The sequence below is a fragment of the Neobacillus drentensis genome, assembly GCF_036962765.1.
Classification (GTDB): domain Bacteria; phylum Bacillota; class Bacilli; order Bacillales; family Cytobacillaceae; genus Neobacillus; species Neobacillus drentensis_C.
Genome location: NZ_JBALOS010000091.1, coordinates 2,542 through 15,676 on the forward strand (window position 1 = coordinate 2,542; position 13,135 = coordinate 15,676).

A 13,135-nucleotide genomic window follows, 5' to 3' on the forward strand; every position below is an offset into this window, starting at 1 on the left:
GGAAAGCGAAGCGCTTGGAGCGGAAATCAACAGGCAAGTTTAACAGAGCCTTTTTATAAAGGAATACAACTTTGTTCATAGATATTTTTATCCAAAAATCAATCTTCGATTAATTCCGAGGAAAAATATGGTACTTTAGTAGTGTTTTTTGAGAAGTTAGTAAAACGAAGGAAAAATAAATTATAATAATAGTAAGAAAATTATAAATTAATAGAAAGGGGTTTTGTGATGAAGTTATATATTTCCGTCGACATGGAAGGGATCACTGGGATGGTTGATCATACCCAAGTTGATTCTGGCAAGCATAACTATGAGCGTAGCCGCATTATTATGACGGATGAAGCGAATCATGTCATAACAGCTGCTTTTGATTCAGGATGTAAGGAAGTAGTCGTAAACGACAGCCATTCTAAAATGAATAATCTATTAATTGAGAGGCTCCACCCTGAGACGCAATTGATAACAGGTGATGTGAAACCATTTTCAATGGTCCAAGGCTTAGATAACTCCTTTACAGGGGCGGCATTTGTTGGCTATCATGCTCGCGCCGCATTAAAGGGAGTGATGTCCCATTCAATGATCTTTGGCGTTCGAAATATGTACATAAATGATGTAGCGGTAGGTGAACTGGGATTTAACGCCTATGTCGCAGGATATTACGATGTACCTTTATTGATGGTAGCAGGTGATGATCGTGCGGCTTTTGAGGCAGAGCAGTTAATCCCGGGTGTGACAACCGCAATTGTAAAAGAATCCATCTCAAGGTCTGCCGTCAAATCGTTGACACCGGTAAAAGCGGGACAACTACTCCGCGAAAAAACGGCTGTAGCACTAAACCATAGAGGGGGAGTGAAACCGCTTACACCGCCGGATAGACCACTTCTAGCGATTGAATTTACCAACTATGGGGAAGCGGAATGGGCAAACCTAATGCCGGGCACAGAAATAGTCCCAGAAACGACCATTGTTCGTTTTCAAGCGAAGGACATTTTGGAAGCATACCAAGCAATGCTAGTAATGACGGAATTGGCGATGAGAACAACATTCTGTTAGGAAGTGGACAAGCATGAATACATATTTCATTAAACGTTTTGCAGCAATGATTATCACGTTATGGCTCATCATTACTGCCACATTTTTCTTAATGCATTCGGTACCAGGATCCCCATTTAATGAGGAAAGAACTACGAATGAAGCGGTTCAAAAGAACCTTGAAGCTTATTACCATTTAGATCAGCCACTTATAGTCCAATATGGTAATTACTTAGCTGCACTTGTTAAATTAGACCTGGGCCCTTCCATTAAAAAATCATCACAGACCGTTAACGACATGCTGGGAAGAGGATTTCCGGTATCGTTTGAACTTGGATTTTATACACTCCTAGTTGCCATTTTTTCGGGGATATTACTCGGTGTACTTGCTGCCCTTCGACATAACGGAAGCATCGACTATGCAGCGATGAGTATCGCGGTACTAGGAATTTCGATCCCGAACTTTGTAATGGCTACTTTCTTGATTGAGGAACTTGCGGTAAGATTCCCGTTATTTCCAGTTGCTACATGGTCAAGCCCAAAACATATGGTATTGCCGATTTTGGCCTTAGCTACAGGACCAATGGCGATTATCGCCCGCTTAACTCGCACAAGTATGCTTGAAGTATTAACACAGGATTACATAAAAACAGCAAAAGCAAAGGGATTGTCCCCGGTAAAGATTGTCTTCAAGCATGCCTTGAGAAATGCCTTACTGCCGGTTGTTACCGTATTGGGTTCATTAGCTGCCAGTATCTTAACCGGCACGTTTGTTATTGAAAAAATATTCGCGATTCCCGGGATGGGAAAATATTTTGTTGACAGTATCAATACTCGAGATTATCCAGTCATTATGGGCACGACCGTCTTTTATAGCGCCATTTTGATTTTGATGCTGTTAATAGTCGATCTTGCCTATGGGGTATTAGATCCTCGAATAAAGCTCCATAAAAAGGAGGCGAAATAATGGAACTACGGAAACATGAAGAACGAAATATTTCGCCAGAGGTTCCAGATGAATGGTTTGTTCCTAAAGTACGAAATCAAACAGAGGCAGAAGCAGTCATACGACCGAGCTTGTCATACTGGAAGGATTCTTGGCTAAGGCTGCTAAAAAATAAATTGGCGATGGCAGGCTTAGTTTTCTTAGCCTTCCTAGCATTATTGGCCATTTTCGGACCAATGATTTCACCACATTCGGTGGAAAAACAATCGTTAACACTGCAGAATTTGCCTCCATCAAGTCAATATTGGTTTGGAACGGATGATTTAGGGCGAGATGTGTTTACAAGAACATGTTATGGTGCTCGAATATCATTATTTGTTGGATTGATGGCTGCCCTTATTGACTTTGTCGTTGGTGTTATTTATGGAGGTTTTTCCGGATACAAAGGAGGCCGAACCGATAACCTGATGATGAGATTTGTGGAAATCCTCTATGGCCTTCCATATTTACTAGTTGTCATTTTAGTCATGGTCGTTATTGGACCGGGGTTAACAACTATTATTCTAGCATTGTCCATTACCGGCTGGGTTGGGATGGCAAGAATAGTACGTGGTCAAGTCTTGCAAATTAAAAACTATGAATTTGTTCTAGCATCGAAAACATTTGGTACGAAAACGGCACGGATCATCCGTAAAAATCTGCTGCCAAATACAATGGGCCCTATCATTGTTCAAATGACGCTTACGATTCCATCTGCTATTTTTGCAGAAGCGTTTTTAAGCTTTATCGGTCTCGGAATCCAGGCACCGCATGCAAGCTGGGGGGTAATGGCTAACGATGGCTTATCTACTATTCTCTCGGGATACTGGTGGCGTTTGTTCTTTCCAACATTGTTCATTTCATTAACAATGTTTGCGTTTAATGTTTTAGGTGATGGATTGCAGGATGCCCTTGATCCAAAACTGAGGAGGTAGCATCATGGAAATAATACTTCAAGTTAACAATTTACAAGTATCCTTTTCAACTTATGGCGGTGAAGTAAATGCCGTTCGCGGTGTCAGTTTTGATTTACATAAAGGTGAAACGTTAGCGATTGTTGGGGAATCGGGCTGTGGGAAAAGTGTCACTTCTCAAAGCATAATGAGGCTTATTCCCAGTCCTCCCGGAAGAATAACGGGCGGAGAAGTCCTATTCAAAGGCATGGATTTAATTAAATTAAAAGAACCGGAACTGCGGAAACTCCGTGGTGCCAATATATCGATGATCTTTCAAGATCCGATGACCGCGTTAAATCCAACCATGACGATTGGTGAGCAAATCATGGAAGGAATTATCCAACACGAAAAGATATCACGAGACCAGGCAAAAAAAACGGCTATTGAGATGCTTACACTTGTGGGAATTCCTAGTCCTGAACAACGCTTAAAACAATATCCTCATCAGTTTAGCGGTGGAATGCGGCAACGAATTGTGATTGCCATGGCGCTTGTCTGCCAACCAGATGTATTAATTGCCGATGAACCGACAACAGCACTTGATGTTACCATACAAGCTCAGATTTTGGAGTTGTTTAGAGATATCCAAAAGAAAACAGGGGTATCCATTATTCTTATCACCCATGATTTGGGTGTAGTAGCACAGGTTGCTGACCGAGTTGCGGTCATGTATGCAGGGAAAATCGTTGAAGTAGGGACTAGGCGGGAAATTTTTTATCAACCGCAGCATCCATATACGAAGGGATTACTTCAGTCCGTACCACGACTGGACATGGAGAAGGAAGAACTTGTTCCGATACCAGGAACACCGCCAGATTTATTTTCCCCGCCGGTTGGATGCGCTTTTTCAGCAAGATGTCCCTATGCGATGGAAGTTTGTGATAAGGCGTACCCGTTTAAAACACAGCTTAGCAGCAATCATCAGGTTGATTGCTGGCTGCTGGACGAACGGGCTAAAAAATTGGTTTCAACATTTGTATAAATATAAAAAAACTGAGGGGGAAAAACATGAAAAAGTTTATGACAATGTTGGTAACTTCTTTGCTTGTATTTGCTTTAGTAGCTTGTACAGCAAATAAAGATGCTGGAAGTGAGCCAAAAAAGGATGATGGAAAAGGAAAGTCAAACGAAAAAGTAGAAAAAATTGTAAATTGGAATAATGGACAAGAACCTACCTCCTTTGACCCGCCAATTGGCTTTGATGCGGTATCTTGGAATGCATTGAACAATCTTATGGAGGGGCTAACTCGTCTAGATCAGAGCCATCAACCTGCAGCTGCCACAGCTAAAGACTGGGATGTATCTTCGGATGGAAAAACCTATACCTTCCATATTCGTGAGGATGCAAAATGGTCGAATGGCGACGACCTAACAGCTGGTGACTTTGTATTTGCATGGAAACGCCTTTTAGATCCAAAAACAGGATCTTCGGCAGCATTCTTAGGCTATTTCATCGAGGGTGGAGAAGCATTCAACACTGGAAAAGGGACAGCTGATGCAGTGAAGGTAAAAGCGGTCGATACCAAGACGTTTGAAGTAACATTAACAAGCCCGCAGGCTTACTTCTTAAGTGTTATTGCAAATCCTGCCTTCTTCCCAATCAATGAAAAAGTAGCAACAGCAAATCCAAAATGGTTTGCTGAAGCAAGTTCATTCGTGGGTAATGGACCCTTCAATTTAACTGAGTGGAACCATGATAGTGACTTCACTTTTACAAAGAATCAAAAATATTGGGATGCGAAAAATGTTAAATTAGATAAAATCCATTGGGCTATGGTTGATGACGAAAATACTGAATATCAAATGTACACTACAGGTGAGCTTGATTCATCGGATGTTCCGTCTGAATTAGCTGAAAAGTTATTTAAAGAAGGGGACGTGAAGGTAGAAGATCAAGCGGGTGAGTATTTCTACCGCTTTAATCTTACAAAAGAACCTTTCCAAAACGAGAATATCCGCAAGGCATTTGCTTTGGCGGTTAACCAAAAGCAAATGGTTGACCTTGTAACAAAAAATAAAGAAAAACCAGCTTATGGTTTTGTCTCCTACGGATTTAAGGATCCAGCAGGTGAGGACTTCCGTAAAACAAGCGGTGACCTCATTAAAACTGATATTGAGAAGGCAAAAGAACTGTTGAAAAAGGGAATGGAAGAGGAAAAATATACGAAACTTCCGGAAGTAACCCTTACCTATAGCACAAGCGATGAACACAAGAAAATTGCTGAAGCCCTTCAGCAAATGTTTAAAGAAAATTTAGGTGTGAACGTGAAGCTTGCTAATATGGAAAGCAGCGTCTTTGCAACCGATCAAAAAGCATTAAAGTTCCAGCTATCACGGAGCTCATTCCTAGCTGATTATGCGGACCCAATCAACTTCCTGGAAAACTTTATTACTGGATCACCAATGAACCGGACAGGATGGAGCAATACTGAATTTGACCAATTAATCAAAGATGCAAAAAATGAAAAAGATGAGAAGAAACGTTTTGAAATGATGCACAAGGCAGAACAAGTATTATTTGATGCAGCACCCATTATTCCAATTCACTTCTATAACCAAGTTTATTTACAAAATAAGGATGTTACCGGTGTTGTTCGTCACCCAGTCGGATATTTAGAATTCAAATGGGCAGATAAAAAATAAAAAGCGAAAGCGCCTAGAATAGCTCCTTCGCTTATCATCTTGTATTTTTAAAATAAAAGGGATGTTCAAACGAACATCCCTTTTACCCTAGAAACATAGACTTATAGATGGTGTCGAAAAGGGGGATTTTTAAATGAACGCAGTAAAGCCAAATCGGCTAATAAAGGGAGATACCGTTGGTGTAATTGCCCCAGCAAGCCCTCCCAATCAAGAAAATCTAGAACATGGAATCGCTTTTTTGAAGGATTTAGGACTAAAGGTCAAAGTTGGAAAACATGTTTCCCAAGTAAATGGCTATTTAGCAGGCTCCGATCAAGATAGACTGGAAGATTTCCATGAAATGTTCACCGATCCCGAGGTTAAGGCTGTATTTTGTGCCTGTGGCGGTTATGGAACAGGAAGAATTGCCGAGCAAATTGACTATGAACTAATTAAGAACAATCCCAAAATTTTTTGGGGTTATAGTGATATTACTTTTTTACATACAACCATACGGCAACAATCGGGGCTAGTTACCTTTCATGGGCCGATGCTCGCATCAGATATTGGGAAAGAGGACTCACACCTATTGTCAAAAGAAGGATTTTTGCAATTATTCGAACCCACTTCCCTAGTCTATACGGAACAGATTTCTCCTTTAGAAGTTCTAGTGGATGGTGTGGCAACTGGGGAAATCGTGGGTGGGAATTTGTCTCTTCTAGTCAGCACTCTTGGTACAGCTTATGAAATAGATACGAAGGATAGGCTGCTGCTCATCGAGGATGTGAATGAAGAACCGCGGTCCGTTGACCGGATGCTTAATCAGCTTTATATGGCTGGTAAATTCAGAGATGCTAACGGCATTCTAATTGGAGACTTTTGTGATTGTACCCCAAATAGGAATCTTTCGTTATCGCTCGACGAAGTTATCGCTCATTATGTTCAACTCGCAAATAAGCCGGCAGTAAAGGGATTTATGATGGGACATTGTAATCCTCATATTGCTATTCCATTAGGGGTACAAGCTTCAATGAATACTTATGAAAAAAAATTAATTGTCGATAGCGGCATCTTGTAAAGGATGATTAACCCATGATTATTGAGCAAATTGAAACATTCCGAGTTGCTGTTCCATTAATAAAACCTTTTAAGACGGCACTTCGAACTGTGACGACAGCGGAATCAATTTTTGTGAAAATTACCTGCGATAATGGCATCGTGGGATGGGGTGAAGCACCTCCTACTGTTGTTATTACGGGGGATAGCCTTTCGAGTATTGAAACGGCGATCCACCATGTGATCAAGCCATTTTTACATAAGAAAAGCCTTTTACAATATGAGGTGATTTTTCAGGCCCTAAAGACGCTATTGGTTGGAAATCCAAGCCCAAAGGCTGCCATTGATATGGCCATTTATGATTGTTTATCCCAGCTTTGTAAACTGCCACTCTATCAATTTCTTGGCGGTCATAAAAAGGAAATGGAAACAGATTTTACCGTAAGCGTGAATGGACCAGAGGAAATGGGCGAGGATGCCGTTTCCTATATCCAAAAGGGATTTAATGTCCTTAAAGTAAAGGTAGGGAAAGATGATATTGCTTCCGATATTGAACGAATCCAGGAGATTAGAAGGCGGGTAGGGAAGGATATTAAAATTCGCCTGGATGCGAATCAGGGTTGGACAGCGAAGGATGCAATCCGCGCTATTCGTAAGATGGAAGATAGTGATTTGCGGATTGAACTAGTAGAACAGCCAGTAAAAGCAGACGATATTGAAGGTCTGAAGCAGGTAACGGACGCAGTCGACACACTCATTATGGCTGATGAAAGTGTGTTTACACCGAAGCAGGCCTTTCAAGTATTAAAAACGAGAAGTGCCGATTTGATTAATATTAAGCTGATGAAGGCTGGTGGGATCTATCAAGCTCAAATCATCAACCATCTAGCTGAAACATGCGGAGTCGAGTGTATGGTCGGCAGTATGATTGAAACCCGTCTTGGTATTACGGCCGCTGCTCACTTTGCTGCAAGTAAGCAAAATATTAATCGTTTTGACTTTGATGCACCGCTAATGCTAGCAAAGGAAATTGTAGAAGGCGGAGTTCACTATAATAGTAGATTTATAACAATGCCTGAGGCTCCTGGCCTAGGGATTAAGAGTATTGACGTTGAAGGAGGGGTCTTAATTGGCTAGATGGATTGTAAATGTTCCAGTAGCAACCGTATGGACATCTTTTGATTCAGCACGAGAAATAGATAACGATGCAGTAACCAATCCGGTGTTGATCGATTCTTGGTTAGAGGGCTTAACGTATGAAACAAGGCTTGAATTATGCAACGAAAACCTTGTTCAAACGCAGTTATTATATGGCGAAGAGGTTATGGTTATCGAAGAGAATAGTGATTGGGCACATGTTACCATTCCTAGTCAGCCAACATCTAAAGAAGACCAGGGCTATCCAGGCTGGGTTCCTAAGGCTCAGTTAGTAGAGGCAGCTGATGGCTGGAATTTGGCAGATGTCACTCTAGCGGTTGTGACGAGCCGAAAGGGAAAATTGTTTAAAGAAAATCATCAATCTAGTTTAGAACTCTCTTATTTAACAGCCCTACCTTTTTTATATGAAGCTGAAGGCAAGGTTTACGTTAAAATCCCTGATGGGACTGGCGTGCTTGATTTAGAGAATGTCGTTGTCTCTGATTCTCCTGTTCGAGGAAATGGCCATGAGATTGTATCCGCTGGTGAACAGTTTTTAAATTTACCTTATTTGTGGGGTGGAATGAGTAGCTATGGCTATGATTGCTCAGGGTTCAGCTACGCGATGTGTAAGGCAAATGGGTATGTGATTCCTCGCGATGCACACGACCAAGCAGCTGCTGGAAAAAAAGTTGAAATAGCAGAAATCGAACCAGGTGATTTATTATTTTTTGCTTATGAAGAAGGAAAAGGGAGGATTCATCACGTTGGAATTTATTACGGAGATGGAAAATTACTTCATTCTCCTAAAACCGGAAAAACAGTGGAAATTATTCCTTTAGAAGGAACGATATATGAGCGTGAATTATGTGCTGCAAGGCGCTACTGGGTTGAGACGGAGGCATAATCATGGAAAAGTTATTACAGGTAAACAATCTTAGAAAGCATTTTAACTTAGGTAAAGATCAAGTTTTAAAAGCCGTTGATGGAGTAACCTTTCACATTAATAAAGGCGAGACATTCGGAATTGTTGGAGAATCCGGTTGCGGAAAGTCCACAGCAGGCAGAACTATTATCGGGCTTTATGACGTAACCGATGGTGAGGTTGTGTTTAAAGGGAAAAATATACATGATTTTACTTCGAAGGAGCGCTTTGCTTTTCATAGGCAAATGCAAATGATTTTCCAAGATCCATATGCGTCATTAAACCCAAGATCGACAGTAAGTGAAATCATTTCTGAGCCGATGGAAGTACACGGCTTGTATCCAAACAAACAGGAACGATTAAATCGGGTCTATCAATTATTAGAAGATGTCGGTTTAAATCGCGAACATGCCAATCGCTATCCGCACGAATTTAGCGGCGGACAGCGTCAGCGGATTGGAATCGCCCGGGCTCTTTCCCTCGACCCTGATTTTATAATTGCTGATGAGCCGATTTCTGCCCTGGATGTATCCGTTCAGGCACAGGTCGTTAATTTGCTGATGAAACTGCAAAAAGAAAAAGGATTAACCTACTTATTTATTGCCCATGACCTTTCGATGGTAAAGCAAATTAGTGACCGTATTGGTGTCATGTATTTGGGACAATTGGTCGAATTAACAACAAGCAGTGAGCTATATAAAAATCCGCTGCATCCATATACTAAGGCATTGCTCTCAGCCATTCCAATTCCTGACCCAGATATTGAGGACAAACGCGAACGAATCATTTTAAAAGGGGAGCTTCCAAGCCCAATTAACCCTCCGAGCGGATGTGTATTTAGAACTCGCTGCCCAGTAGCCATGGATGTTTGCGCCATGGAGAAACCTGCCTGGCAGGAAGTCGAGGACAGCCATTATATTGCCTGTCATTTGTATGATAAAAATAAAACCGGTGATCATGATTATTCTCAGGTTGCTGTCACGAGGTAAGCGATGGACAAATTAAAGATAAAAATCGAGGAAGAACTCCGTGGCCTCAGTGGGCGAATCGGTTTGGCTATCGAAATAGGGACCGAGAGTTTTTATGTTAATAACGAAGGCCAATTTCAATCTGCAAGTCTGATTAAGGTTCCTATTTTAATAGAGGGATTTCGTCAGAGTGAGATAGGAAAACTAAACGTGGATCAATTGGTATCGATTACTAATCATGTAGGCGGGTCTGGTGTATTGCAGCTATTTTCTCGTGAAGCAAAGCTGACAATGAAGGATCTCTTAACCCTAATGATTACGGTCTCAGATAATACAGCCACCAACATGCTAATAGATCGATTGGGAATGGAAGCCATTAATAGTTCCTTTGAAAAAATGGGACTTCAACACACCGCACTTAATCGGAAAATGATGGACTTTGAGGCTATTAAAAAAGGTCTTGATAATATTACAAGTCCTATGGATATGTTGACATGTTTGAAAGTTATCCATGAAGGGTCATATTTAACTGAGGAGAGCCGAGCGGCTGTATTAAAAATAGTGAGTTATCAGCAATTTCAAGATAGAATTCCAGGTATGATGGATCTGGACAAGGTATTTGTGGCCAATAAAACAGGCAGTCTTCTTCATGTTGAACATGATTGTGCGGTGATAACCCATAAGGGGAAAACTGCCTATGCAGCGGTCTTAATGACCGACTTGATGATGTATTTGTGGGAAAGCAGAAAATAAGTAGAATTGGTAAGCATATCTATGATTATTTATTGGAAGAATCATAGAATTACGAAGTTTTCACCTATCAAAAGGTATCATGTTTCATTAACAGACATTCTTGTTCTCTCTTAGATTTACTGAAATGCCTATTTCGAAAATAAAATTATGTTTAATCAATAATTAACAAATACTTTAGAGTTAATTAATACTTTTTTAACATTAGATCGCTATTCTGAAATAGAACAAAGTTAGATCAATCATTTTTTTAAATCTAAAATGATCTATAAGGAGTGGTCAATATGTTCTCGAAGATTATTAATTGGTTTATAAATAGTTGGTTTAAAAATACAGAAAGTGATGAAGATTATTATAGAGAAGATATAGAGATTGAAGGATTTTGAATAAATACAAATGAACAAATTCCATGCGTTTAAGAGTCCTTTTAGGACTTTTTTTATTTTGGAGAGGAGCATCGAGGTTAGCTATATGTGTTGTTTTTGGGGATGTACTCGTGGTCCTATCTATAAAAATTCTAAATTCAAATAAAATAGCCCCTATAGAATGATTTAAACTTTCTTGTTCAACTACTTGTTGCTTGAGTTTAAGGTCAGAGCTGTGTTTGTCTGCCTAATTTTTTTTGTAAAATAAGCTCCCCTATTTTCTTTATGCATAGTATGTAAAAGAAAGTAGGTGAAAACATGACATTTGATTCTCAACGTATTATGGGCGGTTCTCATGGCATGGGCATGGGTGGTTCCCCAGGCATGGGCATGGGAGGTTCCCCAGGCATGGGCATGAGTGGTTTCTAGAATGGATATACAAGGTATTCTATAACATCGATTCCAATATTATCATTTAAAAATATAGATGAAATATAAGGTATTGCAAATTGAACAAACCGATACTTGTGTTAACATGGGTTGCTGCGGCGGCTCTTTTTTCTGGTTTCACTAAAGACGCAGTTGTATTCAGAATGATTTCCCACCTTTGCTTCAGCCATTGGAAATTAAAATAAGATTTAAATTTTGTACCTTCAATATTAGAAGGTATTTTTTTGTGGAAATCAAATATATAAAGTAATACAACTTCAATTCATAGAAGTTTCTTATTCTATTAATAAATAATGTAAAGGGAGTGCAGAGAATGGTAAGCATGTTCATAGATAGTATTTGTCCAAAATGCGGAGAGATCAATCAAGTCGAACATAAAGGGGAAAAAATCCTTATCGTAACTTGTAAGAATCGTCATATGTATGACCATATCGTCATTCCCTATTCTCGAACACACCCGATTAAGGATGAAAAACGTGGTAAATTAGAAGAAATGATCGTTGAGAAAAAGTTCCATCGTATGAGTGAGAAATCAACGATATGTCTTCTTATTTTTAATAATGGTTATGAAATAGAAGGGCGTTCGACTGTACGAGATGTTGCAGATTTTCGTACTGTAGTTGGAAAGGATAAAGCCTATGAACAAGCGTTGAAGAAGGCCATGGTGGCGTTGGGAGGCTACTTAGTTTAATAGATGTAAACGTAAAATAACGATACTTCGAATAGGAGTATTGTTATTTTTTGATTATTTATGAAACTTTTACAAATTTTAACACGTAATAAACTATTATGGAATAAGGGGGGATTCATTTGGTTACAGGAGTTGTAACTGCTGCTCTTTTGCTAGCTGGAGTTGTTACAGGAGTAGTGGCACTAGCAGTAAAGGGACGGCCTAAATTAGCGAAAGAAAATATTCCTGAGCATTTGGGTATGCTCACCCTTGTTCCAGTAGCACCCTTGCTTGAAAAATTAGATTCCGCTTTGGATGTAGACTATGTTGAACAAGTAAAGCAGCGTTTTCTTCAAGAAAATCCGAAACGGACGGAAGATGAGTTTGAATGGCGGCTTTTTGAATTAAAGCGTTATTTTTTGCTTACAAATATATTAAGGGAAACGCCTATGTTTAGTGAAGAAGTAGATGAAATCTGGCATACGATGTTGCTATTTACACAAAGATATCAATCCTTTTCGGAACGATATGCAGGAAAAATGCTGCATCATACGCCTAACACAAATCCAGCGCCTGTACCACAAGAACGAGCATTTTTTGATTGGGTGTTTTCTCATTTGTTTACCATCACTGAATTTAGCTGGAAGTCTTGGGGAAGTTTTTTCAACTATCCAATAGATAAAAAGGTTCTAAAGGAGTTCAAGGAAGAAAGTAATGAGTGGTTGATGAATAGATATTTTAAAGTTAATGAAGATAATAAAGGTACTATTGAATATCTCGTCAGGCAAATGAAGCAGCAAGTATGTGAGGCCGAAAAAACGTATCAGGTGGACGAAAAAGGGAAATTTACTAAGCAGCGGACATATGGTGAAATGACTAACCTGTCATTTGTTATGGTATTTTTCTCTTATTTTTATTTTGAAGATTATTGGAATTATGCGAAAGTGTATACGTTTGCCCAAGCGGCAAATTATACGAGCGGCTGCTCTACAGCTATTTTTTGCGGGACTGCCTCGGATGGTTCTGGTCACGGGGATGGGGGGCATGGAGGCGGTCATGATGGAGGTTCTAGCTGTTCAAGTTGTTCCAGTTGCGGTAGCGGATGTTCCTCTTAAGGAGGAACTGTTTTTTTGTGTTTTAAACTAATCAATTGAACTTCTCACAGTTCCCGTGCAAGCACTTTTTTGAGGAAGACGGGCACTGTGAACATCTGACAGTT

At 40.0% G+C, this 13,135-nt stretch carries 12 protein-coding genes; all 12 read left to right on the forward strand.

What is annotated here, in order from left to right; all coding sequences use genetic code 11:
* Positions 1-228: 228 nt before the first annotated feature.
* Positions 229-1,053 carry a M55 family metallopeptidase gene (locus tag V7137_RS13025; protein WP_335698483.1) on the forward strand — a complete coding sequence of 275 codons (825 nt, stop codon included), beginning with the start codon at positions 229-231 and terminating at the stop codon, positions 1,051-1,053.
* A gap of 13 nt (positions 1,054-1,066) precedes the next feature.
* Positions 1,067-1,999: an ABC transporter permease gene (locus V7137_RS13030; protein ID WP_335698484.1), complete on the forward strand. Its 933-nt coding sequence runs from the start codon at positions 1,067-1,069 to the stop codon at positions 1,997-1,999.
* Complete coding sequence (locus tag V7137_RS13035; protein WP_335698485.1) at positions 1,999-2,952, forward strand: ABC transporter permease; 954 nt, start codon at positions 1,999-2,001, stop codon at positions 2,950-2,952. Before V7137_RS13030 ends, V7137_RS13035 begins: the two co-directional genes overlap by 1 nt.
* Before the next feature lie 4 nt (positions 2,953-2,956).
* A complete protein-coding gene (locus V7137_RS13040) occupies positions 2,957-3,955 on the forward strand; it encodes an ABC transporter ATP-binding protein (RefSeq protein ID WP_335698486.1) in 999 nt (332 codons plus the stop codon).
* A 26-nt stretch (positions 3,956-3,981) separates the two neighbouring features.
* Entirely contained in the window at positions 3,982-5,616 is a 1,635-nt protein-coding gene (locus V7137_RS13045; RefSeq protein WP_335698487.1) for a peptide ABC transporter substrate-binding protein, read from the forward strand.
* A gap of 133 nt (positions 5,617-5,749) precedes the next feature.
* Entirely contained in the window at positions 5,750-6,673 is a 924-nt protein-coding gene (locus V7137_RS13050; protein ID WP_335698488.1) for a S66 peptidase family protein, read from the forward strand.
* Positions 6,674-6,687: 14 nt separating this feature from the next.
* Positions 6,688-7,788 (forward strand): dipeptide epimerase, encoded by a 1,101-nt coding sequence (locus tag V7137_RS13055; protein WP_335698489.1) that lies wholly within the window; start codon positions 6,688-6,690, stop codon positions 7,786-7,788.
* The gene (locus tag V7137_RS13060; protein ID WP_335698490.1) at positions 7,781-8,695 is read left to right on the forward strand and encodes a C40 family peptidase; all 915 of its coding nucleotides are present in this window, start codon (positions 7,781-7,783) and stop codon (positions 8,693-8,695) included. Before V7137_RS13055 ends, V7137_RS13060 begins: the two co-directional genes overlap by 8 nt.
* A gap of 2 nt (positions 8,696-8,697) precedes the next feature.
* Entirely contained in the window at positions 8,698-9,702 is a 1,005-nt protein-coding gene (locus V7137_RS13065; RefSeq protein WP_420490123.1) for an ABC transporter ATP-binding protein, read from the forward strand.
* Between the two features lie 3 nt (positions 9,703-9,705).
* The gene (locus tag V7137_RS13070; protein WP_335698491.1) at positions 9,706-10,434 is read left to right on the forward strand and encodes a serine hydrolase; all 729 of its coding nucleotides are present in this window, start codon (positions 9,706-9,708) and stop codon (positions 10,432-10,434) included.
* 1,125 nt (positions 10,435-11,559) lie between these two features.
* On the forward strand, positions 11,560-11,937 hold the full coding sequence (locus V7137_RS13075; protein ID WP_218348549.1) for a Gp49 family protein: 378 nt from the start codon (positions 11,560-11,562) through the stop codon (positions 11,935-11,937).
* A 119-nt stretch (positions 11,938-12,056) separates the two neighbouring features.
* Positions 12,057-13,031, forward strand: coding sequence for a hypothetical protein (locus V7137_RS13080; protein ID WP_335698492.1), 975 nt, complete (start codon positions 12,057-12,059; stop codon positions 13,029-13,031).
* Positions 13,032-13,135: the final 104 nt, after the last annotated feature.

Excerpts from the sequence above, each read along its gene's own strand:
- V7137_RS13025 (WP_335698483.1), top strand. The coding sequence starts at position 229 with ATGAAGTTATATATTTCCGTCGACATGGAAGGGATCACTGGGATGGTT.
- V7137_RS13030 (WP_335698484.1), top strand. The coding sequence starts at position 1,067 with ATGAATACATATTTCATTAAACGTTTTGCAGCAATGATTATCACGTTA.
- V7137_RS13035 (WP_335698485.1), top strand. The coding sequence starts at position 1,999 with ATGGAACTACGGAAACATGAAGAACGAAATATTTCGCCAGAGGTTCCA.
- V7137_RS13040 (WP_335698486.1), top strand. The coding sequence starts at position 2,957 with ATGGAAATAATACTTCAAGTTAACAATTTACAAGTATCCTTTTCAACT.
- V7137_RS13045 (WP_335698487.1), top strand. The coding sequence starts at position 3,982 with ATGAAAAAGTTTATGACAATGTTGGTAACTTCTTTGCTTGTATTTGCT.
- V7137_RS13050 (WP_335698488.1), top strand. The coding sequence starts at position 5,750 with ATGAACGCAGTAAAGCCAAATCGGCTAATAAAGGGAGATACCGTTGGT.
- V7137_RS13055 (WP_335698489.1), top strand. The coding sequence starts at position 6,688 with ATGATTATTGAGCAAATTGAAACATTCCGAGTTGCTGTTCCATTAATA.
- V7137_RS13065 (WP_420490123.1), top strand. The coding sequence starts at position 8,698 with ATGGAAAAGTTATTACAGGTAAACAATCTTAGAAAGCATTTTAACTTA.
- V7137_RS13070 (WP_335698491.1), top strand. The coding sequence starts at position 9,706 with ATGGACAAATTAAAGATAAAAATCGAGGAAGAACTCCGTGGCCTCAGT.
- V7137_RS13075 (WP_218348549.1), top strand. The coding sequence starts at position 11,560 with ATGGTAAGCATGTTCATAGATAGTATTTGTCCAAAATGCGGAGAGATC.